This is a genomic window from Pseudorhodobacter sp. W20_MBD10_FR17 (assembly GCF_052119765.1).
Classification (GTDB): Bacteria; Pseudomonadota; Alphaproteobacteria; order Rhodobacterales; family Rhodobacteraceae; genus Pseudorhodobacter.
The window spans coordinates 43,677-67,141 of record NZ_JBGQOQ010000007.1 but is presented as its reverse complement, the minus strand read 5'-3'; the positions used below and the strand labels follow the sequence as shown (position 1 = coordinate 67,141).

The window sequence follows — 23,465 nt, the reverse complement described above, 5'->3', positions numbered from 1 at the left end:
CCATCCTTGGGCTTGGCCACAGTTCGCCTGCAAATTTTTCAGCGCGGAGGCTGCGTGTGGGAAAGGGGCGGTGAAATTGTCAGTCATCCTGACTGCCTTTGCGGCGGTGTTTTCGGTCTTCGTCTGGCTGCGAAAGGTCGGCGTCACGGATCAAACGGTCTTCGCCCGACAGGCAGACAAAACGTTGACCGCGCATTCTGCCGATCAGGGTCAGGCCGACTTGCCGCGCGATCTCTACTCCCCAAGCAGTAAAGCCGGAACGCGAGGCGAGCACGGGAATACCCATCAGCGCGGTTTTAATCACCATTTCCGAGGTCAGACGGCCTGTGGTATAGAGGATTTTATCCTGCGCCTCGATGCCATGCTGGAACATAAAACCGCTGATCTTATCAACCGCGTTATGGCGGCCCACGTCCTCCATATACACAAGTGGCTTATCACCCATGCACAACGTGGTGCCGTGAATCGCGCCAGCCTCAAGGTACAAGGACGGCACAGTATTAATCTGATGCGCTAACGCATAAAGCCATGAGGTGCGGACCGGGGTTTGCGGCAGGGTCAGGCCCTCTAGCCCCTCCATCATATCGCCGAAAACGGTGCCGACTGCACAGCCCGAGGTGCGGGTTTTCTTTTTGACCTTTTCCTCATAGCTGGTTTGGCGCTGGGTACGGACAACGACGACCTCAAGCTCGTCATCATACTCAATGCCCGTCACGACATCATCGCTGCGCAGCATGCCTTGATTGCGCAAGAAACCAAGGGCAAGATATTCTGGATAGTCGCCGATGGTCATCGCCGTGACGATTTCTTGGGAATTGAGGTAGATGGTCAGCGGGCGTTCCTCGACCACCGAAAGGGTCACTTCGGCGCCGGTTTGGTCGGTGCCGGTAATCGCGCGGGTCAGGCGCGGGTCGGTTGGATTGGGAAGGATTGGGAAATCGGGTGTCATAGGATGCTTTCATCGGCTGGCATCATCTTGTATGCCAGTGCCAGCAGTTGCAAGAGGGGCGCGATGCTGGGGTATGTGACAGGTGGAGAGCGCGGCCAAGCCGATCTGGTTTTGGCCGAGGTCGCAGCAGAGCTGCGCCGCGCGGGCCTGTCCGTGGCGGGCGTTGTGCAGGTGAATGAGGAATTTGACCCCGCGCGGCGCTGCCACATGGATTTGCATGTGTTGACAGGGGCCGAAGTGATCCGGATTAGCCAGAGTCTTGGCAGTTTAGCGACAGGATGCCGGTTAGACCCTGCAGGATTGGCGCAAGCGGTGGGAATGGTTGAGCGTGCGCTAGAAATCGGGCAGAGTGCGCTGCCCGATCTGTTAATCGTCAACAAATTTGGCCGCCAAGAGGCTGAGGGGCGCGGGTTTCGCCCTGTGATCGGACAAGCGCTGGCGGCTGGAATTCCGGTTCTGACAGCGGTAAATGCAGGCTATCAAGCCGCGTTTGATGAATTTGCGGAAGGGTTTGGCGTTGCGCTGACCTGTTCGCGTGATGTAATTTTGCAATTTTGCATGAGCCAAGCAAAGGGCCTTAAATGACAGTTGTTGTTCCCCAAAACCGCCAGATCACCTGTATTGGCGAGGCAATGGTAGAGTTTGCACCGGCAGCGGCTGCGGGCGATTACCGGATGGGCTTTGCCGGTGATACGCTAAACACGGCGTGGTATTTGCGCCGCGCGCTGCCAAAGGCTTGGGCGGTCGAGTATTTGACGGCCGTTGGCCAAGACGCCGTATCTGAGCGGATGGTGCAGTTTTTCGCGGATGCCGGTGTTGGCACGCGCCACATTGCGCGGGTGCCGGGGCGGACGGTTGGCCTGTATTTGATCGAGTTGAAGGACGGCGAGCGCAGCTTTGCCTATTGGCGCGGGCAGTCGGCAGCGCGGTTGCTGGCCGAGGATACGGCAGGGCTGACGGCGGGTTTGGCCGATGCAGGCGTTGTGTATCTGTCGGGGATCACGCTGGCGATTTTGGAAGGTGCGGGGCGCGAGAACCTTTATGCCGCGATGGCGGCAGCACGGGCGGCGGGGGCGCGGGTGGTGTTTGACCCGAACCTGCGGCCGCGGCTGTGGACGGATGAGGCGACGATGTGCCGTGTGGTGATGGAAGCTGCCGCGCTGTCGGATATCGTTTTGCCCTCGCATGAAGATGAAGCCACCTTCTTTGGCGATGCCGATGTAAAGGCCACCGCCGACCGTTATGCCGAGGTTGGTGCAGGGCTGGTGATTGTGAAAAACGGCGGCGATGAAATGTTGACGCGCGAGGGCGATGTTTACGACACCCATGCGCCCGAAGTTGTGGGCCAGATTGTGGATACGACCGCTGCGGGTGACAGCTTTAATGCCGGTTTCCTAAGCGCGTGGTTGGCGGGGGGCGATGTTGCAGCCTCGGTTCGGGCGGGCGCGAAGATGGCGGCGCAGGTGATTGGGCGGCGTGGCGCACTGTGCGAGATTGTTGTTTAAGGGGCAGGGTTAGGGGGCATTCTGCCCCCTCTTTTCCTAACGGAAAATTCACCCCCTGAGGATATTTATACCGAACAGAAAGCGGAATTAGCCGCGTCCGATAAAGGGCATGGCGGTGGCCATCACTGTCATGAACTGGACGTTTGCGTCTAGCGGCAGGTTTGCCATGTGCAGGACGGATGTGGCGATGTGCTTGACGTCCATCACAGGCTCTGCGGCGGTTGCACCGTTGGCTTGAGGGACGCCTTTGGTCATCGGGGTGGCCATTTCGGTGAGGGCGTTGCCGATATCGATTTGACCGCAGGCGATGTTGAACGGACGGCCATCAAGCGACAACGTGCGCGTGAGGCCGGTGACGGCATGTTTGGACATCGTATAGGGCGCCGAGCCAGGGCGCGGGACTGAGGCCGAAATTGAGCCGTTGTTGATGATCCGCCCACCCATCGGGGTTTGCGCACGCATATGGCGAAAGGCAGCGCGGGCGCAGAGGAACATGCCTGTGATGTTGACATTTGAGAGGTGGAGCCAGTCTTTGACACTGATTTCGTCGATCAGGGTCGCGGGAAGTGCGGTGCCTGCGTTGTTGAAAAGCGCACCGATCTGGCCCCAAGTTTTGGCTGCGGTTGCAAAAGCGGCATCTACCTGTTCGGGGTTGGTGACATCGCACGGCAGGATGAGGGCGCCTTCGTGACCATTTGCCGTTTGTGTCAGCGGGTCTGGGCGGCGACCGATAAGGCCCACGCGCCAGCCTGCGGCAAGAAAGGCCTGTGCGGTGGCGCGGCCGATGCCCGAGCCTGCGCCCGTGATAAGGATGGTTTGGCGGGTCATGTCTGGGCCTTTCGTAGCGGTTGGCGGATTTTGGGTTGCAGGCTGGGGGCATGTTGAGGTCTGGTAGCCTTTGGTGCAAGCCCGAACGCCTGTGTAAGGCTGATACATTAGGACCACATTTTGAAAATTGACTGGAACCGCCGTGCGTTTTGGCAGGGCTTGCGCGATTGTAGCCCGTTTATTGTGATCGTGGTGCCGTTTTCGGCGCTATTTGGCATGGTTGCCACCGATGCGGGCTTGGATCTTTTGCAGGTGGTTGCGATGTCGGCCATTGTGATTGCCGGATCGGCGCAATTTACTGCCCTAAGCCTGCTGCAAGAGGGCGCGCCGGTGTTTGTGGTGCTGCTGGCATCCTTGGCGGTGAACATGCGGATGGCGATGTATTCGGCAGCTTTGGTGCCGCATTTGGGCAAGGCGTCCCTGCGACTGCGGGCGTTGATGGCCTATGTGATGGTGGATCAGGTTTATGCGGTTTCGGTGCAAACGTTTGAGGCGAAACCCGAAATGCCGCTGAGTGAAAAGGTGAGCTATTATTTCGGCTGCATCACGATCGTGTGCATTCCTTGGTATATTTGCACGTTTTTGGGGGCGCTGTTGGGCAAGGCCATACCGGCATCTTTGTCGCCTGATTTTGCCGTGCCGATTTGCTTTATCGCGCTGTTTGCGCCGATGCTGCGCAGCCTGCCTTATATCGTGGCTGCTGGTGTCTCAATATTTGCCGCGATCGGATTTGCGTGGTTGCCTTGGAATTTCGGGCTGATTGTGGCGGCAATTTTGGCGATGCTGGCCGGCGCGCAGGTGGAGTTTTGGCAAAAGCGCCAGCTACGAGAAAAGCAGTTGCAGGCAAAGGTGTCGGGATGATTGATAACGGCACCTTTTGGCTGGTGACGCTGGTGTTGGGCGTGGGCACCTATTTGATCCGGTTTTCGTTTTTGGGGCTGTTGGGCGGGCGCCAACTGCCCGAATGGTTACTGGTGCATTTGCGCTATGTTGGGGTGGCGGTGCTGCCCGCATTGGTGACCCCGATGATTTTATGGCCAGCGGCGGCGGGGGGACAGTTGGACCCGTTGCGCATGATGGCCGCCTTGGCCGCACTGTTGGCGGGCTGGCGGCTGGGTGTGATTTGGGCGATTAGCGTCGGCATGGGAAGTTTGTGGCTGCTGCAATGGATGTGGGCTGCCTAAGCCCATACATCGATTTTTATCGTCTAAGCCGCCGTGCAGGCACAATAAAACGCCTGCGCATTATCCAAAACGCGCAGGCTTCTTTTCAAGTCAGGCGAAACAACCGCCATTGGCGTGCCTTAAATCGCAAGATACTCTTCGCGCAGCGCCTTGTTTTCCAGAACTTCCGAGGCGCTGCCGTCAAAGACAACGGTTCCAGTATCAAGAATGATCGCACGGTCAGCCAGCGCAAGCGCCCTGACGGCGTTTTGTTCGACCAAAATGGTGGTGATGCCCTGAGCTTTGATCAGTCGCAGTGTCTTTTCAATCTCATCCACGATCACAGGGGCAAGGCCCTCATAAGGTTCATCAAGCAACAAGAGTTTGATGTCGCGGGCCAATGCGCGCGCGATGGCCAGCATTTGCTGCTCGCCGCCTGAAAGGGTCACGCCGTCTTGGGTGCGCCGTTCACCCAAACGGGGGAACAACTCATATAAACGCTCAATGCTCCAGCCAACGGGTTTGGTGATCTGGGCCAGTTTAAGGTTTTCTTCAACCGTCAGGCCCGGAATGATGCGACGATCTTCGGGCACCAAACCCACGCCAGCAATCGCAGCCTCATAGCTTTTCATCTTATGCAGGGGCTTATGATCTAGCCAGATTTCGCCATGCGTCAGCTGCGGGTTATCCAACCGCGCAATTGTGCGCAGGGTAGAGGTTTTGCCTGCGCCGTTTCGGCCCAACAGCGCCAAAATCTCACCTTCGTGCACATTAAAGCTGACGCCTTGCACAATATAGCTCTCGCCATAATAGGCCTGGATATCCCAAACCGACAGATAGGCGGGCGCGGTTTCGGCGTGGTTACGGTTTGCCGAAAAATCCGGACGTTCAATCATAGCTGATGCTCCCTATGCTGCTTTGCCAAGCCCTACGCTGCTTCGCCAAGGTAGGCTTCTTTGACCTTGGGGTGGCCTTTGATGTTTTCCGGAATGTCTTCGACCAAAGGCGTACCTTGGGCCAAAACGGTAATCCGGTCAGACAGCGAAAACACCACATGCATGTCATGTTCGATGATCACCATAGTGATGTCACGTTCGGCCTTGATCTGTTTTAGCAGATCAATGGTGTTGTTGGTATCAGCGCGAGCCATGCCGGCGGTGGGCTCATCCAACAGCAAAAGCCGTGGCTGTTGCACCAAACACATAGCCATTTCCAACCGCCGTTTGTCGCCGCGCGACATCGAGGCCGCGTGCATGTTGCGCTTGTCGATCATGTGCAGATCGATCAGCATTTGCTCGGCCTTTTCAACCATATCGCGCTGCGCCATCATGTTCACCAAGGCATTCACCTTGAACGACCCATCGCGCCGCGCAAAGCACGGGATCATCACGTTTTCCAGCACCGACAAATCACTAAAGATTTCCGGCGTCTGAAACACGCGACTGATGCCCATCTGGTTAATCTCAAAAGGTTTTTTACCCAAGACCGATTTGCCCTGAAAGGTGACCGTGCCAGTATCAGGGATCAGCTTGCCGACCAAACAATTCAGCAAGGTTGATTTGCCGGCACCGTTTGGCCCGATCACGGCGTGGACTGTGTTTTCCTGTACATCGAGGTTTACATCGCTCAGCGCTTTAAGCCCGCCGAACCGCTTATTCACATTTTGTACGTTCAGAATACCCATGTGCTGCTCCTTTATTCGGCTGGCGTGTCAGGTTTGGCTTTCTTGCCAAAACCCAGTTTCTTCGCGATTTTCTGGCCGCCTTGCACCAAGCCACCCGGCAGAAAGATCACCACCAGCATGAAGAGGATGCCAAGCGTCAGGCTCCACCCTTTACCGACGAAGGGGTAAAAGATGTTGACCAGCAGGTTTTCCATCCAATCCGGCAGGAAAGAGAACCATTGATGCAGGATGGTATCGTTTATTTTCGAGAAGATATTCTCAAAATACTTGATGAATCCTGCGCCAAGAACTGGCCCGATCAGGGTGCCTGCGCCGCCTAGAATGGTCATCAGAACCACCTCACCCGAGGCTGTCCATTGCATCCGGTCGGCACCGGCCAGCGGGTCCATGCAGGCCAGCAAACCACCGGCCAAACCGGCATACATGCCCGAAATCACAAAAGCGGCCAGCGTATAGGGGCGGCTGTTCAGGCCGGTATAGTTTACCCGCTGCTGGTTGGTTTTGATCGCCCGCAGCATCATGCCAAAGGGCGAGCGGAACAGGCGCACCGAAATGTAGAACGCCACCAACAAGAAAAGCGCGCAGAGGTAGTAGCCAACACTAAAGGTAAAGCTCCACCCCGCCAGATCGAGCGTAAAGGCCGAACGCATTTCCAAACCGAACAGGCTGGTGACGGGCACCGACCCTGCCGTGTTGGCCGCATCCAGAATACGCGGGTCATCCAGCGCCAATTGCAGGCCGGTTTCTCCATTGGTGATTGGCGTCAACACCGAATAGGCAAGGTTGAACGACATCTGCGCAAAGGCCAGCGTGAGGATCGAAAAGTAAATCCCCGAGCGCCGCAGTGACACAAAGCCGATCAGCAGCGCAAACAACCCCGCAATCACAACCGACAAGAACAAAGCCGGCAGCACGTTCATACTCAGCAATTTGAACATCCAGACCGCCGAATAACTGCCCACACCTAGGAAAGCAGCATGGCCAAAGGACAGATAGCCGGTCAGGCCAAACAGAATGTTAAACCCGATGGCAAAGATGCCAAAGATCACAAAGCGTTGCATCAAATCGGGATAGCCCGCGTTGAACTGCGACAGGCCACTGGCGGTGGGAAACGGGTTCAGGATAAACGGGGCGAGCAAGGCAAGCGCTGCCACCAGCAGCAACAAACCAAAATCTTTGCGGTTAAGTCCTAGCATTGATTATTCCTCCATCACGCCCTTGCGTCCCATCAGGCCACGCGGCCGGGTCAGCAAGATGATGATTGCAACAACATAGATGATGATTTGGTCGATGCCGGGAATGATATCTTTAACCTCGTTCAACGAGGCGAAGCTTTCCAAAATACCCAGCATGAACCCTGCCAGAACCGCGCCGGGCAGCGAACCCATGCCGCCGACAACAACCACAACAAAGCTTAGCACCAGAAAATCCATGCCCATATGATAGTTGGGCGAATTGATCGGCGTATACATAACCCCCGCAAGGCCTGCGACCGCCGCCGCAATGCCGAACATGATGGTAAAACGTTTGTCGATGTTAATGCCCAGCAGACCTACGGTTTCACGGTCGGCCATACCTGCGCGCACAACCATGCCAAAGGTGGTGAACTGCAAAAAGGCAAACACGCCGCCGACCAGAGTCAGAGAAAACGCAAAATAGACCATACGCCAGTAGGGATAGATGATCACATTCGGGTCAAAGCCCATCATTACGCCAAAATCGAACGAACCGCGAAACGCCTCGGGCGACGGGGTCGGAATGGGGTTGGCACCGTAGAAATACTTGACCACCTCTTGCAACACGATCGCAAGACCAAAGGTCACAAGGATCTGGTCAGCATGTGGACGCTTGTAAAAATGCTTGATCAGACCGCGTTCCATGATGAACCCGATGGCGATCATAATCGGGATCGCAAAGATGATAGACAGCGGCACCGACCAATCAATCAGCCACGCCCCCATGTCATTGCCGAACCATTCTTTGACGTAAAGCACGTCTTCGAACTTGGGCTGGCCCATGAAATCAACGCCGGTTGCTTCGGCCGCTTTGTGCGACAGTTGGAACAGTTTTGACACGGTCACCGCGCAAAACGCTCCCAGCATAAACAGCGCGCCATGCGCAAAGTTGACGACACCAAGCGTGCCAAAAATCAGCGTAAGGCCCAAAGCGATCAGCGCGTAGGCCGACCCTTTATCCAGACCGTTAAGGGTTTGCAGAATAATTGCGTCCATCGTCTCCACCCTGAGATATTATTTTTATGGAGGGTGCCCAAAGCAATTGCGCCAGCGTGACGCTGGAACAGTTGGGCCAAAGCCGGCTGCGTGACATGCACGCAACCGGCCCATTGTGGCATCTCGTCGCTTATGCGCCCGGGTTGCAAGCGCCCAGATCGCCACCGGCGAACATGGCGTTATCCGGTGCGTAAGTGACCTTTTCTGCTGGTGTGACTTCGACAATTTCCACCAGATCAAACTCGTTCTCTGGATTCTCTTTGCCGCGCACAACAACAACGTCTTTAAAGCACTGGTGATCGTCTTTGCGATACAGCGTTGGGCCGTTGCCCAGACCGTCAAACTCAAAGCCTTCCAGCGCCTCGACAACCGAGCATGGGTTGAACGATTTGCCACGGTTAACCGCATCAGCGTAAAGCAGCGTCTGCGCATAGCAGGTCTGAGCGGCCTGCGATGGTGGGAAGCCGTACTTGGCACCGAAGGATTGAACGAACGCGTTGGTGCCGATGTAACGGGCGCCTTTTTCGTTCTCTAGCTTCCAGTCCCAGTTCTGCGAGCCAACGATACCAGCAATATTCTTGCCAGCCCCTTTGGCCATCAACTCCGAGTAAAGCGGCACAACGATTTCAAAGTTTTTGCCGTTTACTTGCTTGTCACGCAGGCCGAACTGTACAGCGTTGGTCAACGAGTTAACCATGTTTCCGCCGTAATGGTTCAGCACCAAAACATCTGCACCAGAGTTCAAGACAGGCGCGATATACGAGCTGAAGTCGGTCGCGGCCAGCGGGGTGCGCACGTCATTGATCGTGGTCCAACCCATCGCCTCGGTCGCAGCCTTGATCGACTCTTGCTGTGTCCAGCCCCAAGTATAGTCAGCGGTAAGGCTGTAAACCTTGCGGTCATTGCCATAAAGCTGCGCAAGAACGGGCGCCAAAGCAGCAGCCGACATATAGGCGTTAAAGAAATGGCGGAAGCCATTGGCCTTTTTGTCTTTGCCGGTGGTGTCGTTCGAGTGGGTCAGACCCGCCATGAAGATAACGCCAGCCTCTTGGCACAGCGCCTGAACAGCCACAGCCACGCCCGAAGACGAGCCGCCCGAGATCATCACAGCGCCATCTTTTTGGATCATCGACTGTGCAGATGCCCGTGCCGCATCCGATTTGGTCTGTGTATCGCCGGTTACAAACTGAACCTTTTTGCCCAAAATCCCCGTGCCATCCAGCGTCTTGGACGAGAAAGTAGACAGCATGCCGCCATCGCCTTCGCCGTTCAGGTGCTCAACAGCAAGTTGGAATGCGCGCAGCTCATCCGCACCTTCATCGGCGTATGGGCCAGACTGTGGAACGTTGAAACCTAGTGTGACAGTGCTGCCAGTTGGCTCGTTGGTGAAAGCGTTGGCTTGCGACGTGAAAAACATCGGCATAGCCAAACCGGCGGTGCCCACTGCACTTGTCTTCAGAAGCCCGCGACGCGTGAATCTGCTATTTGACATAGTATCCTCCCTTTTCGTTTTTTGTGGAAACATCCCTCCCGATGCGACTTCCACACGCACTTCTGCGTAGCACCAGTATCCACCGATAAAAGAAAATTTCGCAACAACTACCTTGCACGCAACAAAAATCTAGCGAAGATTTTTGCGCTGCACTTGCAAAGTTTGCGAATAAATTTACAACATGTTAAATAGAGCTTTGATCTTGCGGGGGAATTAAGGTTTGCAAAAGCAGCTTTCAGGCACGTCGATACGCGAACACCGCCTAAGGCTGGGCATAAAGCAGGCTGAACTTGCGAAACAGGTTGGAATCTCGGCTTCTTATTTTAATCAAATCGAACACAACCGCCGCAGAATCGGCGGAAAACTGTTCGCCGATATCGCAGCGGCGCTTGGGGTTGATCAATCTGCACTGGCCGAAGGCACCGATGCGCGCCTGACCGACACCCTGCGCGACGCACAGATAAGCGAGCCTGGACTGAAAGGTATTTATGACGCATCCGAGGTATTTTCGGGCCGGTTTCCGGCATGGGCGCGCCTGTTGGCGGCACGCCATACGCGGGTGCAAAAGCTAGAGCAACTGACCGAAACGCTAAATGACAGGTTGGCCAATGACAGTCAGCTTGCCGATGCGCTGCACGAACTTTTATCAACCGTCACCGCGATAAGGACCAGCGCAAGCATTCTGGAGGATGACCCAAAGCTGGAACCCGCATGGCGCCAGCGCTTTCAACGCAACATCATCGAAGACAGTGCCCGGCTGTCACGCGGTGCGCAAACTTTGGTGGATTATCTGAGCATAAACGCCGGTGCGGCAGCAGGTGCCGCCCTTCCGACCGAAGAGGTCGAGCAGTTTTTGGATGAGCATGCGCATCACTTTCCGACGTTGGAAACCGGCGACATGTCGGCCATCGAGGGGGTTATGGGCACATCTGCGCGGCTAAAATCCCCCGCCGCACGCGCGCTGGTTGCACCCCATCTGGTCACCTATGCTAGGGACGCCGTCAAAATCCCTTTGGCGGCATTGAAGGTGTCTGTGCGGCGCTGCGGCTTGGACCCGATCGCCATTGCGCGTGACTTCGGGGCAGATCTGGCAACCACGCTGCGCCGGATTGCATCTGTGCCAGAGGATATGCTGCCAACCCCTGTCGGGCTGTTTATATCGGATGCTTCGGGCACTTTGATCCTGAAAAAACAGGTCAAAGGCTTTTCCATGCCGCGCCATTCTGGGGCTTGCACGATGTTGCCGCTGTTTCAGGCACCCACCCAGCCACTGCGGCCCATCCGCAGGCTTTTGCGGCAAAGCGGGCGCGAAAGCGGGACAATGCTGACCTATACAATCGCCACCCCAACCGACACGACGGGCCTAGGCGATAACCTGTTGCTGCAGTCGCATATGCTCATCATTCCGCAGGCCTCCTTGGCCGAGGACCACGCGCCAACAGATAAGATCAGCATCGTCGGGCGCACCTGCCGTGTTTGCAATGCTGAAGATTGCCCTGCACGGCGAGAGTCTGCCGAACGGCCACGCAGCTAGACCAAAGACACCTGCGCGCTTTGCGCTATGCCACGCGTGTCAGTGACAAGGATCGGGCAGCAGATGCCATAAAGCTTAATCGCCAGCAGCGCGCCGACAGTTAGAATAGGGTCGGGACGTTCCAGTATAATCGCCCTTGGCGCTGTGCCAAGGCGGATCGCCTCAAGCAAAACCGACGAGGCGGACGAAGACCCCCGCCCGCATGGCATAACCAATATGCGGCCCGCAACATTCTGGCCCAGCGCTGGGTGCGAATGATCAATGACCTGGCCGGTTTCTGCGTCGACCCCACCCCAAAAGCTAAGCGGTTCAGACAGCACAAGTGCGATGCCCTCTGCCGTGCCTTTCACCAGATAATGGCCTGAAATTTTCATGCAGTCCCCCGTGTCACGCGCCCGCACGCGGCCGAGGCGATGCAATCGGCAAGCTCGGCAAAAGCCACGTCTACGCCGATATTGCCGGGGGCATAATGCGCCCATTTGCCGGAGTTAGTCATTACCACGCCATTCATCCGCTGGATAATCGCGGTGATATAGGTGCAGGTATCGACCACGGGAATAAGGCCGAAATCCTCGGTGCCATCCAATGCGCCTTCGGCCTGCAAAATGGCCAGCGTTTCGCGAGCGGTGTTGATGTAGATCGGGATGCCCTTGCGCGGGGTATGGTCGCGCAGCAAGGCCAGCGCCCGCCGCCATTCCGCCAATGAGAAATGCGGCGTGCCAAGACAAACCGCCGTGATCGGCGTGCGCGTGGGTACTGTAGACAGCTGGCCAAGGGCTGCGCGCAGGTCGGCCTCGGTAATCGCTACCCGTTTCAACGGCGGCTGCTCAGCAAAGACGGTGGCCAGATCGGGGGCCTCGGGGGTGATGCCCACTGCGTGAAAAAGCCCCACCGCGCCACTTGAGGCCGCAACCGCCCCCAGCGCCTTTAGCTGGTCTTCGTCACGCGGCGGCGGCAGGCCCTCTATCACAGGCACCAGATCATCGCTGACTTGCCCAAGGATTAACCCGACCGCAACAAACAGATCATCCGTCGGGTCCAAGGGTGCCGCACAACCTTGCAGCTCAAAATGGATTTGCCCGCGCCGGTTTTCATCAAGATGCAAGCCATAGGCCGGCGCGCGCCCCGCAATGGCGCAGCACAGATCAATGAAATCACCATAGCGATTGGTCCGCGCGCCGATCACAGAATTAGCAAACACAATCGCATTGCTTTCGCCCCATGCAATCTGATCGCCGAACTTGGGACGAAACAAGCTTTGATACGGCGCGCAACTAAAGGTGGGCAGGCAGCCCAAATCGACATGCGTGCGCATCAGGCGGGTGGGCGCCGATTGCGCGGCGGGCGGCATCGCCATAATCTCGGGGTGGATCAGGTCCATGCTGCCCACGTTCAGCGTCGTCGGCACCGCAACACGGCCCTGCCCTGCCAGCAACGCATCCACAAAGTCTTGGCTGGATTGCCCGTGGTAGAGGCAACCATCCACATGCGCATTGCTGATCGGGATCAATGATTTTGCACCCACGGCCCCCGCATAGGCGGTCAGCACCTCCATAGCAAAGGCCTGCGCGCCGGTGCCTTCGCCATGCAACAGCGCGGTTTCGTCCGGGGTTAGGGATACAGTCATGCGGGGCCTTTACTGTAGCGCATAGGGTTGCATATCGATGTTTGGGCTGGCCCCCGTGATCAGCTGGGCCAGCAACTGGCCAGTGCGCGGACCACCCGTCAGGCCAACATGCTGATGCCCAAACCCAAGGTACACGCCCGCAACACCCCGAACCGCGCTGATCAACGGCAAAGAGTTTGCCGTAGCAGGCCTGTGCCCCATCCATGTGGTTTCATGCGTCCATGTCAGGCCGGGCAAGGCGCGCAGCACATTGCGGCGCAGCAAATCGAACGGCGCTTTCGATGGCGGATTTTTCAGCCCGCCAAATTCCACAATACCCGCAGCACGCAGACGGCCTTCCATCGGCGTCAGGATGAATTTGTCGCGCGTGATCAAGCACGGCGCGTTGGGCATGATATTTGCCCCCCAGAATTCGATATGATAACCGCGCTCGCTTTCCAGCGGAATGCGCAGGCCCAATTCCCGCGTCAGCAGCGCCGACCACGCGCCTGCGGTAATTGCCACGGCCTCGGCGTGCAACGCTTGGCCCTTAATGGAAACGCCCACAACCCGCGCGCCATCACGGATCAAAGCGTCAACCTCGCCGTTGATCACCGCGCCGCCAGAAGTGCGGAAATGGTCGTTCAATTCTTGGATATAAGCACCGGGGTCGTTGATACGCCCGTGGTTGGGCACCGCCGCCGCAAAGCCCAGATCAGGGGCAAGGCTGGGCTCGCTGTGCTGCAGCTCTATCGCGGTCAACTCGTCCCACGCATAGCCATTGTCACGCCGCAGCCCCCAGCCAAAGGCGTCTTTTTCAAACCCCGCGCGGCCCTGATAGATCACCTTGAAATCGGTGGGGCTTATGCGCTGCGCCGCCACGGTTCCGGCGGCAAGGGTTTGGTGATCTTGCAACGCATTGGCCAGAATGGGCTGTAAGCCCGCCGCCGTAAGTGCAGCATCACGCGCGTTACAATGCGCAAGGTACTGCACCCCAAACGGCAAAAACCGCGGCATGTAAGGCCATTTCAGGAACAAGGGCTGATTGCGGTCCAGCGCCATTCGCGGGGCCTTGCGCCACATGCCGGGCACCGTGACCGGCACGACCGAGGCCGCCGCCAGCACGCCAGCATTGCCATAGCTCGCCCGCCCTTGCGTATCGCCGCGATCAATCAGCGTGACGCGGCGACCCAGCCTTTGCAGCCAGATCGCGGTTGAAATACCAACCATACCGCCGCCAATAACAATGACGCTGGCTGTCACTTGGTCACAGACGACACAAGGTCTTTGTACAGCCCGCGCAACCGCAGCGTCATCGGCCCCATCGTGCCATCGCCAATCGGCCGCCCGTCAATCGAGGCCACTGGCGTTTGCGCGCCAAAGGTGCCCGTAAGGAAAGCCTCGTCGGCGCTATATGCCTCATACAGTGAGAAGTTTTTCTCAAACACAGGGATGCCATTGGCACGGCACAGGTCGATCACCTTTTGCCGCGTTACGCCGTTCATGCAGTAATCACCCGTGCTGGTCCAAACCTGCCCCTTGCGGACGATGAAAAAGTTGCACGCGTTGGTCGTGCTGACAAAGCCATGCGGGTCAAGCATCAGGCCTTCATCCGCACCCGCAGCCTCGGCTTGCAGGCAAGCGATGATGCAATTCAGCTTGGAATGCGAATTGAATTTGGCGTCTTGGCTGTGTGGCAGGCCGCGCACCTGTGGCACAGCGGCAAGGCGGATGCCCTTTTTCTGCACGTCTTGCGATGGCTTGGAATGTTCGATCAGAATAACGACCGTTGGGCCAGAGCGCGACAAGGCAGGGTGCTGAAACGGCTTATACTTTATCCCGCGCGTCACCATCAAACGGCAATGCGCATCGGTGGTCATGCCATTCGCGGCCGCCGTTTCGGCCAGCGCCGCCGCCATTTCCGCGCGCGTCATCCCGATATCCAAAGACACCGCTTTGCAGCTGTCATAAAGCCGGTCCATATGCTCGTCGAAAAACGCCCATGTGCCGTTGTACAGCCGCATGCCTTCCCACATCCCATCGCCCAGCATAAAGCCCGCGTCATAGACCGACACTTTGGCATCATCGCGGTGTACAATCTTGCCGTTCACATAGATTTTGATATCGCGGTTGCGCACGTCATCTTCGGCGTCATGGGTGGTTTTCTTGGTGCCGGTATTCATCTTGATGTCTCTTTCAGTTGGACAGTCAGTCCAGATTGGGTTCGGGCAAACGAAAAGATCCATGCCCGCGCAAAAAGTTCTTGGTGGCTTCTTCTTTGGGGTTGATCAACACCGCCTCTGGATCGCCTTGCTCTAGGATACGACCCTGCGACAGAAACACAACGCGGTCGGCAACGGTATAGGCAAAGCCCAACTCGTGGGTCACGATCAGCATGGTCATGCCTTCATCGGCCAGCGCCTTGATCGTTTCCAACACTTCGCCCACCAACTCGGGGTCTAGCGCCGAGGTCGCCTCATCAAACAGCATAATCTCTGGCTCCATCGCCAAAGCACGGGCGATGGCCACGCGCTGCTGCTGCCCGCCGGAAAGCTGCGAGGGAAAGGCGTCCGATTTCCACCCCAGACCGACCTTATCCAAATATTTCTCGGCACGGCGCGCGCATTCTGCCTTGTCGCATTTCAAAACGGTGCGCGGCCCCTCCATGACGTTTTGCTTAACCGTCATATGCGGAAACAGGTTGAAATGCTGAAACACCATGCCAACCCGTGCCCGCAGCTTGGACAGATCGGCCTCGGCATATTTCATCGCATCCGGCGTACCCGTGCCAACCATTTCGCCTTGCAGGAAAATCTGGCCCGAGCTTGGGGTTTCCATGAAATTCACACAGCGCAGCATTGTCGATTTTCCCGAACCGGACGCCCCCAGAATGGCCACAGTGCTGCCTTTGGTGATGGTCAGGTTGATGTTTTTCAACACCTCCAAATCGCCAAAGGATTTGCACAGGTTTCTGATCTCCAGCACTTCGGTCATTCCGTTTTCCTCAAACATTGATTTTCGTCTCCAAGCGACGCACCAGAATGGCCAGCGGGGCGATCAGGATAAAGTAGATGATGGCGGCGGCCGTATACATTTCAATCGGATTGAACGCGATCGAGGCGATAGATTTCGACTGATGCATCAACTCGCCATAGGCAATAACAGACGCAAGCGAGGTCATTTTAAACAGCTCTACGCCGCGGTTGGTAAAGGCGGGGATCATCCTGCGAATGGCTTGCGGTAAGATCACGCGCCGCATTTGCTCGGAATAGGTCATGCCCAGCGCGCGCCCTGCCTCCCACTGGCCTTTGGCGATAGACTGGATGCCCGCGCGAAAAATCTCGGCCGAAAAGGCGGTTGTATTCAGCACCAGCGCCAAGGTCGCGGCGGTAAACGAGCTGATATCAATCGGCGAAATGATCGGAAAGGCAAAGTAGAACCAAACGATCTGCACCAGCACGGGAGTATTGCGAAACACCTCGACAAAGGCCGTGGCCGGATAGTTCCACAACGGCTTGCTGGAATAGCGCGCGGCGCCGACAAACAGCCCAAAGCTCATCCCCAGCACCAAGCAAAGAACGGCAAGCATCACCGTGTTTTGCACGCCCGCCCATAGCAGCGACCTATATGTCCAAATCGCCGAGAAATCCCATTGATATTGCATGTCTGATATCAGCCTTTTGTAATCTCGCCCGTGCGGGCCAGGTGATGTTCAAGGCGGCGCACGCCCATTGAGCAGATCAGGATCACCACGAAATACATCGCAGCGGCCACGGTCAGCACCTCGATCGTGCGATAGGTTTGTTCGGCAATCGCGTTGGCCTGATACAGCAAATCGGCATAGGAAATCGTGCCAACCAGCGTTGTGGTTTTCATCAACTCAATCGCGCGTTCCAAAAACGCCGGGATCATCCGCTTTACCGCTTGTGGCAGGATGATACGGGCAAGCTGGGCGTTACGGTTCATGCCCAACGCTTTCGAGGCCTCCCACTGGCCCTTATCAATGGACACGATGCCCCCGCGAAACACCTCGGCGAAAAAGGCCGAGGATTGCAGCGAAAAGGTAATAACGCAGGCCTCAAACGGGTCAATCTCGATGCCCAGCAGTAGGGGCAGCGCAAAGAAAAACCAGAAAAGCTGGGCAATCGGCGGGGTCGAGCGCAAAAACTCGATGACGAACGCCACCGGAAACCGCACCGCCCCATTGCCATAAAGCCGCAGCATCGCCAGAAAAAGCCCTAGCGGCACACCAAAAACCAACGCAAGACCGGTCACCTTTAGCGTATTGACCAAGCCCAAAAGCAGCAGATCAAAATCACGAAAGACAGCCGAAAAATCCCAATCATAACCCATCAGCACGCCCTATCCCTAAAATGTGCCGACACGAAAGCACTGGCCCCGTGTCGGCAAGGTTTTTACCAGTCTTCGCGGCGAATGGCCGGAACGGTTTTGGGATCGACGTCAAAGGAGATCAGGAAATCCTCAAACATTTTCTGGGTTTGGCCGGTTTCATAGTAATAGCTGATCGTGGTGTTCACCCAATCACGGAACCGCTTGTCGCTTTCCATACGCACCGCAGCCGAAGATGCGGTTTGGCGGACTGGCTTTGGAATAACAATCTGCCCGCGTCCAACGTTTTTGCGCATGGTGATCAGCGGCGGATGGAACAGACACACTGCATTCACGCGGCCAGATTGGAATGCGGCCAGCGCTGCGGCGTTATCAGGAAAGCTAAGGATTTCGGCGTTCGGCAGGTTTTCGGTGATATAGGCTTCCATCGTCGTCCCTTTGGAAACCGAGATTTTCATGCCTTCTTTGTTCAGATCTTCCCAGTTGGTGATCTGCAAGTCATCATCAGCCAAAACGGCCAGCGCGTAATACAGCAAAGGCTGTGATGGGAAATCAACCGCCAACGCGCGCTCGGGTGTGGCGTCCAGCACAAACTGGATGTCGATTTTATTGGCTTGCAGCGCCGCAATCGCAGTGGCCCAAGTGACCTCGACCGGTTCAAAGGTCACGCCCAGAGTCTTGGCCATTTCTTGGCCGATCTTTGCGCCAACGCCGGTCCATTCCGTACCCAGCGGGTCTTTGTAAAACCATGGCGGCGCTTGGGTGACGCCAACCCGCAGGCTGCCGCGTTCTTTGATCGCATCCCAAGTGGATTGGTCCTGCGCATGTGCGGCAATGCCCGTAAACATCGCCATGATGGCAAATAGCATCGCCATTAGCTTGGATTTCATAAATGTCATTCTGTACCCCTGTTCTTCGTTTCTATTGGATCGTCTTTTGCAAAGATGCCTCGGCTCTTGCGGCCAGTTCACCCTTGGCGACACTCAGGCCACGCGGGCCTGTTGCCTTTCCAAATCCTCAAAGCTTTTTTCCAAAGCCGTCAGGACATGCGGAATATCGTCAATCGACAAACACAGCGGCGGCACCATCCGCAGCACGTTTTTGAACGTGCCGGATTTAGATAGAACCAAGCCATGTTCACGCGTGCGTTCAAACACAAACGCGGTTTCCTCGGGGGCTGGCTCTTTGGTGGTTTGGTTTTTCACCAGCTCAATCGCCTGCATAAACCCAAGGCCGCGCACGTCGCCGATAATCGGAAAGCGGTCTTTCAGCACCAACAGCCCCTGATGCAACCGCGCACCAACGCGCTGCACATTGGCCATCAGATCCTCATCTTTAATCACCTGCAACACGGCCCGCGCCGCAGCACAGGCAACCGGATTGGCACCGTAAGTGTGGAATATGAACTTGCCCGCCATCGCCTCGGCAATCTCGCGCTTGGCCACGACCGCGCCGATAGGGATGCCGTTGCCCATGCCTTTGGCGATAACCATAATATCGGGCACGACATCGTGCTGCTCAAAGCACCACAGGCTTTCGCCGGTTTTGCCAAAACCCGATTGCACCTCATCGATGATGGCCAAGCCGCCAGCGTTGCGCACCCGTTCAAACGCGCCTTTCATATAGCCTTCGGGCATCGGGACAATGCCGCCATAGCCCTGCACGGATTCAATCAGCATCCCTGCCAAATGGCCTGAGGTGGTATAGCTGATCGTGCGGTCCAGATCATCCAAATACGGTTGGGTGCCGGCCCCGAAAATCCCGCGATATTGGTTGGGATCGGCGGCAAAGGTGATGTTGGACAACTGACCAATGTTATGGCGAAAGCCGTGCACACCCGTGACCGCCTGCGCGCCGTAGGTCGCCCCGTGGTACGAGTTGCGCAGTGCCACGATATCTTGGTTGCCCGTATGCGCCCGCGCCATCATGATCGCCAAGTCAATCGCCTCGGCGCCTGAATTGGTGAAATGCACCACCCAGTCATGGCCTTTGGGCATCGTCGCGGCCAGTTCTTCGGCCAGATGAGCAGGGACAGGGTGATAGAACATGGTGGTGCAATGGGTAAGTTGTGCGACCTGAGTCTGCACAGCCGCCACGACTGCCGGATGCGCATGGCCGACGCTGATGCACAGGTTCATGCCCAACAGATCGGTCAGGCGGTTGTCCAACTCATCCCAGACATATTGCCCTTGGCCGCGCTTTAAAATCAACGGCTTGGCATAGGGCACAAAGGCGCGTTGCGAGGCCGCGTAATATGTGTCGCGCCTGGCAACAATTCCTTCGGTCGACCAATCGGTCACAGCTTCGGCAATAGTCAATTGTCAGACCCCTTCGCACTCGGCACAGCGTGCCTGTTCCGTTGCGCCGAGGATGGAAAAACCAATCAGACTTTGTAAGGGACAGTTTTAGTAAAACGAAGGGACAGGCAATGTTTCGTTAAGGGCCCGTCTTCACTATGCCCATAAGCTGGGCGATATGCGCGGCAATGATGCAGACCCCCGGTTCAATCGCCTTTAGCGGTACTGCGGCAAAGCCCAAGCGAAACACATTCCGACCCGCAGCAGGGTTAGCAAAGAAGACCGACCCCTCATCAATCAGCACCCCATCCGCCCGCAACCCCGATGCCAGAACAGCGGTATCCAGCCCCGCAGGCCCGACAATCCAGACTGATGTGCCGCCTTGCGAAACCTGTATCCGCAACCCCGGCAGGTGCAACGCCAAGGCCCGCTGCATTTCTTGCCAACGCGCCTTGTACCGCCGATGCAAGCGTTGCAGATGCGCATCTTGATGCCCAAGCGTTAGAAACAGCGCCATCGTATCTTGCAGCAATGTCGGCGGGTGGCGCAAAATCACGCGGCGCATCGCCTTTGCCTCGCGGATAATATCGGGATGCGCGACCAGATACCCCAGCCGCAAACCGGGGGCGAGCGCCTTGGACAAGCTGCCAATATACACCACCAGCCCCGACTGATCTTGGGCGCGCATCGGTTGGCCACGGGTGCGGACAAAGTTCATCTCGGCCTCGTAATCATCTTCGCAAATAACAAAGCCTTTACGCGCGGCCATATCCAGCAACGCCAAGCGCCGTGCGTCTGACATCGTCACCGTTGTCGGAAACTGGTGGCTGGGCGTGGTGTAAACAAGACTGCACCCGTCTGGTATGTCGCCTACGCGCAAACCGTTATCATCAACCGGCACGGCGACAACCCGCGCCCCCGCCATGGCAAAGGCATTGCGGGCCTCGGGATAACCCGGATCTTCGACAGCCACGGTTTGCCCGCCTTGCCCGAACAACATTGCCATCAGGTAAATCGCATTCTGCGCGCCAGAGGTCACCAGAATTTCATCCGCTTCGGCCTGAAGCCCGCGATATGACAGCAGGCGTTGCTGAATACGGCGCACCAGTTCGGGGCTGTCGGCGCCACCGGAATCCCCACTCCAATCGGCCAGTTTCTTCAGGTTCAAGGTCTGGCGCATGCAATCGCGCCATTGGCGAATCGGGAACAGCTTTGGGTCGATCTGATTGTAAACAAAGGGGAATGGATAACGACCCCAATCAACCGGATGCTGAACCTTGCGGTAATCCGATGCGAATTGGCCACCCAGCCGCAACTTATCGGCCAAGGGAAACGGGCGGCGCAGGCCAGTTTGCGGCGCCCGCCTATCGGCCAAAACCTCGGCCGCCTTTGGATCTACGAAATAGCCGCTGCGGTTTTTGGCAATCACCAAACCGCTGTCGATCATGGTTAAATAGGCCGAGGCGACCGTATTCTTTGACACTGCAAAATGCTGCGCCAAAACGCGGCAGGATGGCAGCGGCGCGTGGCCGTCAATCAGCCCCTGCGCGATCGCGGCACTTAGCACCTCGCAAACCTGATCTTGCAACGTCAGGGCCGACACCGCAGGCAGCCGAAGCGAATTCAGCATCATCTTCGGCCTCCTTTCATAACCCGGCTTTCGGGCAACGTAACGCTGCGCGCCCTTCGCATCCATCCTCTTTTTTGCCCACCATGATCGCGTGGGTTGTAGAGGCGTTGCAAATTTCAGCAGTTACCAAATGCAGGTGCCAATCCGTTTCCCTATGCCAAAGTTAAAACAGCCAACGCCTTGCCAAAGCCAAATGCGCAAGACTAACGTGGGGCCATAACGCGGCGCGCATTGCTGCAATCGCCCCGAAACCTCTGCACGAAACCCCCTGCTGAAAAAAGGACTGCTTCATGAAATCGCTGCTTTCGACGACCGCCGTACTGATCTCTTTGGTCTCAACCGCTGCACAGGCCGAAACATTCACTATTTCATGGTGGGGGTATAATGGCGAAAAACTGCAAGCCAATATCGTTGAACCCTTTCAAAAAATTTGCGGCTGCGAGGTTATTTTTGAAACCGGCAATAACGCTGACCGATTGGGCAAGTTGCAGGCACGTGGCAGCACAGGCGTTGATGTGATCTACCTGTCCGACAGCTTTTCGCAGCTGGGGATCGAGGCAGGGACGTTCCAGAAAATCGACCGCTCTCGCCTGACCAATATCGGCAGCCTGTATGACATGGCCCAAGACCCGCAGGGTGGTTTCGGCCCCGCCTATACCGTTGGCCGCGTTGGTGTTGTGTATGACGCCGCCAAGGTTGCCCCGATCACATCTTGGGGCGATCTGTGGCGCGAAGATCTGGCGAAACAAGTCACCCTGCCCGGCATCACCACCACCGCAGGCCCGATGGTCGTGGTGCAAGCGGGCAAACATGCTGGCGTAGATGCCTACGAAGACGCCGACAAAGCGTTTGAGGCCGTGGCCGCTTTGGCCCCGAATTCGGTGAAAAACTACAACACCGGTTCGGAAATGGTGAACCTGATTTCCACGGGCGAGGCCTCGGTCGCGATCGCGCAGGATTTCTCTTTCACCTCGCTGAAAGCGGCTGTGCCAACGATGGAATGGGCGCAACTTTCAGATGGCGATATTGCAACGGTGAACACGGTCAACATTCCGGTCGGGGCCGAACATGTTGATATGGCCTATAAATTCATCGACTTCATTCTGTCCAAAGAGGTGCAGCAGATCAATGGCGAACAAGGCGTTGATGCGCCGGTGAACACCAGCGTCGATCTGACACCCGAGCAGGCAACAACATGGACGTATGGTGCCGATGCCATCGCCAAGCTGAGCCGGATGGATTACGCCAAAATGAACACGGTCAAGTCGGACTGGATCGACCGTTGGAATGAGCTGTTCGGCGGCTGATCTGACCAAAACCATGGGGGCCGTCACCTGCCCCCATGACACGATTTAAGGAAACTCCGTGACACATCGTTTCTATGCTTGGGCGCTTGCCTTGCCGGCCACCTTGATGGTCTTTTTGTTCCTTGGCCTGCCGGTTCTATCTACACTGGCGCTGACATTTGGTGACCCAAAGGGGCCAGTGGCGGCCTATGCCGCGTTTTTCAATTCTCGTTTTCGGATGACGGTGCTGTGGCGCACGATGGAGGTGGCGTTGATCACCACAATCCTGTCGGTTGGCATTGGCTTTGTCGTGGCGTGGGTTGTTGCGCGCACGCCGTCACGGCTGAAAAGCATTCTAATTATCGCTGCCGTGTTTCCATTGCTGACAGGCGTTGTCGTGCGGTCGTTTGCGTGGCTGGTGATCTTGGGCAAGAACGGCATATTGAACAGCTTTTTGATCTGGGCGGGTGTGATTTCTGAACCGCTTTCGATGCTGTATACCCAAGGTTCGGTGATCGTGGCGATGGTCTATCTCTTCGTGCCGCTGATGATTTTAACGCTGGTCGGCGTGCTTGAGGGCATCCCCCAAGACCTGACCGATGCCGCTGCATCGCTTGGTGCCACGCCTGCCGCCGCGTTTCGGCAAGTGGTGCTGCCAATGGCCGTGCCGGGGCTGATTGTAGGGGCGGTCTTGGTGTTTACGGGGTCTTTTACATCCTATGCCACGCCGCAACTGTTGGGGGGCGAACGCCAGATGATGATGGGCACGTTCCTGTATCAGCGCGCGATGGTGACGTTTGATTGGCTGGGTGCGTCCACCATTGCCGCCGTGATGGTGGTGGTGACGCTGGCAACCGTTTTGGCAATGTCCAAACTCGCACGCCGCCTTAATCCGGTAGCCGGGTAGCAT

The 23,465-nt window shown here is 56.9% G+C and carries 24 protein-coding genes; 7 read left to right on the top strand and 17 right to left on the bottom strand.

What is annotated here, in order from left to right; translation table 11 throughout:
- Positions 1-79 precede the first annotated feature (79 nt).
- Entirely contained in the window at positions 80-949 is an 870-nt protein-coding gene (locus ACEN2J_RS06560) for a formate dehydrogenase accessory sulfurtransferase FdhD (protein ID WP_442104275.1), read from the bottom strand.
- A gap of 63 nt (positions 950-1,012) precedes the next feature.
- Here ACEN2J_RS06560 and ACEN2J_RS06555 point away from each other — a divergent pair, with 63 nt between their 5' ends.
- Complete coding sequence (locus ACEN2J_RS06555; protein ID WP_442104274.1) at positions 1,013-1,534, top strand: DUF2478 domain-containing protein; 522 nt, start codon at positions 1,013-1,015, stop codon at positions 1,532-1,534.
- Positions 1,531-2,454 (top strand): sugar kinase, encoded by a 924-nt coding sequence (locus ACEN2J_RS06550; protein ID WP_442104272.1) that lies wholly within the window; start codon positions 1,531-1,533, stop codon positions 2,452-2,454. Before ACEN2J_RS06555 ends, ACEN2J_RS06550 begins: the two co-directional genes overlap by 4 nt.
- Before the next feature lie 87 nt (positions 2,455-2,541).
- Here the strand turns inward: ACEN2J_RS06550 and ACEN2J_RS06545 are convergent, their stop codons facing one another.
- The gene (locus tag ACEN2J_RS06545) at positions 2,542-3,282 is read right to left on the bottom strand and encodes an SDR family oxidoreductase (protein ID WP_442104271.1); all 741 of its coding nucleotides are present in this window, start codon (positions 3,280-3,282) and stop codon (positions 2,542-2,544) included.
- A gap of 120 nt (positions 3,283-3,402) precedes the next feature.
- Here ACEN2J_RS06545 and ACEN2J_RS06540 point away from each other — a divergent pair, with 120 nt between their 5' ends.
- Both ACEN2J_RS06540 and ACEN2J_RS06535 read left to right on the top strand, forming a co-directional pair.
- The gene (locus ACEN2J_RS06540; protein ID WP_442104269.1) at positions 3,403-4,143 is read left to right on the top strand and encodes an AzlC family ABC transporter permease; all 741 of its coding nucleotides are present in this window, start codon (positions 3,403-3,405) and stop codon (positions 4,141-4,143) included.
- Positions 4,140-4,466, top strand: a complete 327-nt coding sequence (locus ACEN2J_RS06535; protein ID WP_442104268.1) for an AzlD domain-containing protein — start codon at positions 4,140-4,142, stop codon at positions 4,464-4,466. The genes ACEN2J_RS06540 and ACEN2J_RS06535 overlap by 4 nt, the downstream gene beginning before the upstream one ends.
- Before the next feature lie 119 nt (positions 4,467-4,585).
- Here ACEN2J_RS06535 and ACEN2J_RS06530 read toward each other — a convergent pair whose 3' ends face one another.
- From ACEN2J_RS06530 to ACEN2J_RS06510, 5 genes are all read right to left on the bottom strand, one after another.
- Positions 4,586-5,341, bottom strand: coding sequence for an ABC transporter ATP-binding protein (locus tag ACEN2J_RS06530; protein WP_442104266.1), 756 nt, complete (start codon positions 5,339-5,341; stop codon positions 4,586-4,588).
- 32 nt (positions 5,342-5,373) lie between these two features.
- Positions 5,374-6,129 (bottom strand): ABC transporter ATP-binding protein, encoded by a 756-nt coding sequence (locus ACEN2J_RS06525; protein ID WP_442104264.1) that lies wholly within the window; start codon positions 6,127-6,129, stop codon positions 5,374-5,376.
- An 11-nt stretch (positions 6,130-6,140) separates the two neighbouring features.
- On the bottom strand, positions 6,141-7,325 hold the full coding sequence (locus ACEN2J_RS06520; RefSeq protein WP_442104262.1) for a branched-chain amino acid ABC transporter permease: 1,185 nt from the start codon (positions 7,323-7,325) through the stop codon (positions 6,141-6,143).
- A gap of 3 nt (positions 7,326-7,328) precedes the next feature.
- Positions 7,329-8,360 (bottom strand): branched-chain amino acid ABC transporter permease, encoded by a 1,032-nt coding sequence (locus tag ACEN2J_RS06515; RefSeq protein WP_442104261.1) that lies wholly within the window; start codon positions 8,358-8,360, stop codon positions 7,329-7,331.
- Positions 8,361-8,490: 130 nt separating this feature from the next.
- The gene (locus ACEN2J_RS06510) at positions 8,491-9,852 is read right to left on the bottom strand and encodes a substrate-binding protein (RefSeq protein WP_442104259.1); all 1,362 of its coding nucleotides are present in this window, start codon (positions 9,850-9,852) and stop codon (positions 8,491-8,493) included.
- 220 nt (positions 9,853-10,072) lie between these two features.
- Here ACEN2J_RS06510 and ACEN2J_RS06505 point away from each other — a divergent pair, with 220 nt between their 5' ends.
- On the top strand, positions 10,073-11,386 hold the full coding sequence (locus ACEN2J_RS06505; RefSeq protein ID WP_442104257.1) for a helix-turn-helix domain-containing protein: 1,314 nt from the start codon (positions 10,073-10,075) through the stop codon (positions 11,384-11,386).
- On the opposite strand, the gene ACEN2J_RS06500 is transcribed toward ACEN2J_RS06505, so the two are convergent.
- The 10 genes from ACEN2J_RS06500 to pdxR form a co-directional block, all read right to left on the bottom strand.
- The gene (locus ACEN2J_RS06500) at positions 11,383-11,760 is read right to left on the bottom strand and encodes an aconitase X swivel domain-containing protein (protein WP_442104256.1); all 378 of its coding nucleotides are present in this window, start codon (positions 11,758-11,760) and stop codon (positions 11,383-11,385) included. The two genes, ACEN2J_RS06505 and ACEN2J_RS06500, sit on opposite strands and share 4 nt — an antisense overlap.
- Entirely contained in the window at positions 11,757-13,013 is a 1,257-nt protein-coding gene (locus tag ACEN2J_RS06495; protein ID WP_442104254.1) for an aconitase X, read from the bottom strand. The genes ACEN2J_RS06500 and ACEN2J_RS06495 overlap by 4 nt, the downstream gene beginning before the upstream one ends.
- A gap of 9 nt (positions 13,014-13,022) precedes the next feature.
- Positions 13,023-14,255, bottom strand: a complete 1,233-nt coding sequence (locus tag ACEN2J_RS06490; protein WP_442104252.1) for an NAD(P)/FAD-dependent oxidoreductase — start codon at positions 14,253-14,255, stop codon at positions 13,023-13,025.
- Positions 14,252-15,175 (bottom strand): aminotransferase class IV, encoded by a 924-nt coding sequence (locus ACEN2J_RS06485; protein WP_442104251.1) that lies wholly within the window; start codon positions 15,173-15,175, stop codon positions 14,252-14,254. The genes ACEN2J_RS06490 and ACEN2J_RS06485 overlap by 4 nt, the downstream gene beginning before the upstream one ends.
- A 25-nt stretch (positions 15,176-15,200) precedes the next feature.
- The gene (locus ACEN2J_RS06480; RefSeq protein ID WP_442104249.1) at positions 15,201-15,986 is read right to left on the bottom strand and encodes an amino acid ABC transporter ATP-binding protein; all 786 of its coding nucleotides are present in this window, start codon (positions 15,984-15,986) and stop codon (positions 15,201-15,203) included.
- A gap of 10 nt (positions 15,987-15,996) precedes the next feature.
- Positions 15,997-16,656, bottom strand: a complete 660-nt coding sequence (locus tag ACEN2J_RS06475; RefSeq protein ID WP_442104248.1) for an amino acid ABC transporter permease — start codon at positions 16,654-16,656, stop codon at positions 15,997-15,999.
- An 8-nt stretch (positions 16,657-16,664) separates the two neighbouring features.
- A complete protein-coding gene (locus ACEN2J_RS06470) occupies positions 16,665-17,345 on the bottom strand; it encodes an amino acid ABC transporter permease (protein WP_442104246.1) in 681 nt (226 codons plus the stop codon).
- Between the two features lie 62 nt (positions 17,346-17,407).
- A complete protein-coding gene (locus tag ACEN2J_RS06465) occupies positions 17,408-18,241 on the bottom strand; it encodes a transporter substrate-binding domain-containing protein (RefSeq protein ID WP_442104245.1) in 834 nt (277 codons plus the stop codon).
- An 84-nt stretch (positions 18,242-18,325) separates the two neighbouring features.
- The gene (locus ACEN2J_RS06460; RefSeq protein ID WP_442104243.1) at positions 18,326-19,660 is read right to left on the bottom strand and encodes an aspartate aminotransferase family protein; all 1,335 of its coding nucleotides are present in this window, start codon (positions 19,658-19,660) and stop codon (positions 18,326-18,328) included.
- A gap of 118 nt (positions 19,661-19,778) precedes the next feature.
- Positions 19,779-21,272, bottom strand: a complete 1,494-nt coding sequence (gene pdxR / locus ACEN2J_RS06455) for a MocR-like pyridoxine biosynthesis transcription factor PdxR (protein WP_442104241.1) — start codon at positions 21,270-21,272, stop codon at positions 19,779-19,781.
- Between the two features lie 287 nt (positions 21,273-21,559).
- Here pdxR and ACEN2J_RS06450 point away from each other — a divergent pair, with 287 nt between their 5' ends.
- Together ACEN2J_RS06450 and ACEN2J_RS06445 are read left to right on the top strand one after the other, a co-directional pair.
- Positions 21,560-22,576: an ABC transporter substrate-binding protein gene (locus ACEN2J_RS06450; protein ID WP_442104239.1), complete on the top strand. Its 1,017-nt coding sequence runs from the start codon at positions 21,560-21,562 to the stop codon at positions 22,574-22,576.
- A 58-nt stretch (positions 22,577-22,634) separates the two neighbouring features.
- Complete coding sequence (locus tag ACEN2J_RS06445; protein ID WP_442104238.1) at positions 22,635-23,462, top strand: ABC transporter permease; 828 nt, start codon at positions 22,635-22,637, stop codon at positions 23,460-23,462.
- Positions 23,463-23,465 lie beyond the last annotated feature (3 nt).

Coding starts and splice junctions, on each gene's coding strand:
- ACEN2J_RS06535 (WP_442104268.1), top strand. CDS start 4,140: ATGATTGATAACGGCACCTTTTGGCTGGTGACGCTGGTGTTGGGCGTG.
- ACEN2J_RS06520 (WP_442104262.1), bottom strand. CDS start 7,325: ATGCTAGGACTTAACCGCAAAGATTTTGGTTTGTTGCTGCTGGTGGCA.
- pdxR (WP_442104241.1), bottom strand. CDS start 21,272: ATGATGCTGAATTCGCTTCGGCTGCCTGCGGTGTCGGCCCTGACGTTG.
- ACEN2J_RS06465 (WP_442104245.1), bottom strand. CDS start 18,241: ATGACATTTATGAAATCCAAGCTAATGGCGATGCTATTTGCCATCATG.
- ACEN2J_RS06480 (WP_442104249.1), bottom strand. CDS start 15,986: ATGACCGAAGTGCTGGAGATCAGAAACCTGTGCAAATCCTTTGGCGAT.
- ACEN2J_RS06560 (WP_442104275.1), bottom strand. CDS start 949: ATGACACCCGATTTCCCAATCCTTCCCAATCCAACCGACCCGCGCCTG.
- ACEN2J_RS06530 (WP_442104266.1), bottom strand. CDS start 5,341: ATGATTGAACGTCCGGATTTTTCGGCAAACCGTAACCACGCCGAAACC.
- ACEN2J_RS06525 (WP_442104264.1), bottom strand. CDS start 6,129: ATGGGTATTCTGAACGTACAAAATGTGAATAAGCGGTTCGGCGGGCTT.
- ACEN2J_RS06475 (WP_442104248.1), bottom strand. CDS start 16,656: ATGCAATATCAATGGGATTTCTCGGCGATTTGGACATATAGGTCGCTG.
- ACEN2J_RS06555 (WP_442104274.1), top strand. CDS start 1,013: ATGCTGGGGTATGTGACAGGTGGAGAGCGCGGCCAAGCCGATCTGGTT.
- ACEN2J_RS06500 (WP_442104256.1), bottom strand. CDS start 11,760: ATGAAAATTTCAGGCCATTATCTGGTGAAAGGCACGGCAGAGGGCATC.
- ACEN2J_RS06515 (WP_442104261.1), bottom strand. CDS start 8,360: ATGGACGCAATTATTCTGCAAACCCTTAACGGTCTGGATAAAGGGTCG.
- ACEN2J_RS06550 (WP_442104272.1), top strand. CDS start 1,531: ATGACAGTTGTTGTTCCCCAAAACCGCCAGATCACCTGTATTGGCGAG.
- ACEN2J_RS06450 (WP_442104239.1), top strand. CDS start 21,560: ATGAAATCGCTGCTTTCGACGACCGCCGTACTGATCTCTTTGGTCTCA.
- ACEN2J_RS06470 (WP_442104246.1), bottom strand. CDS start 17,345: ATGGGTTATGATTGGGATTTTTCGGCTGTCTTTCGTGATTTTGATCTG.
- ACEN2J_RS06510 (WP_442104259.1), bottom strand. CDS start 9,852: ATGTCAAATAGCAGATTCACGCGTCGCGGGCTTCTGAAGACAAGTGCA.
- ACEN2J_RS06545 (WP_442104271.1), bottom strand. CDS start 3,282: ATGACCCGCCAAACCATCCTTATCACGGGCGCAGGCTCGGGCATCGGC.
- ACEN2J_RS06485 (WP_442104251.1), bottom strand. CDS start 15,175: ATGAATACCGGCACCAAGAAAACCACCCATGACGCCGAAGATGACGTG.
- ACEN2J_RS06495 (WP_442104254.1), bottom strand. CDS start 13,013: ATGACTGTATCCCTAACCCCGGACGAAACCGCGCTGTTGCATGGCGAA.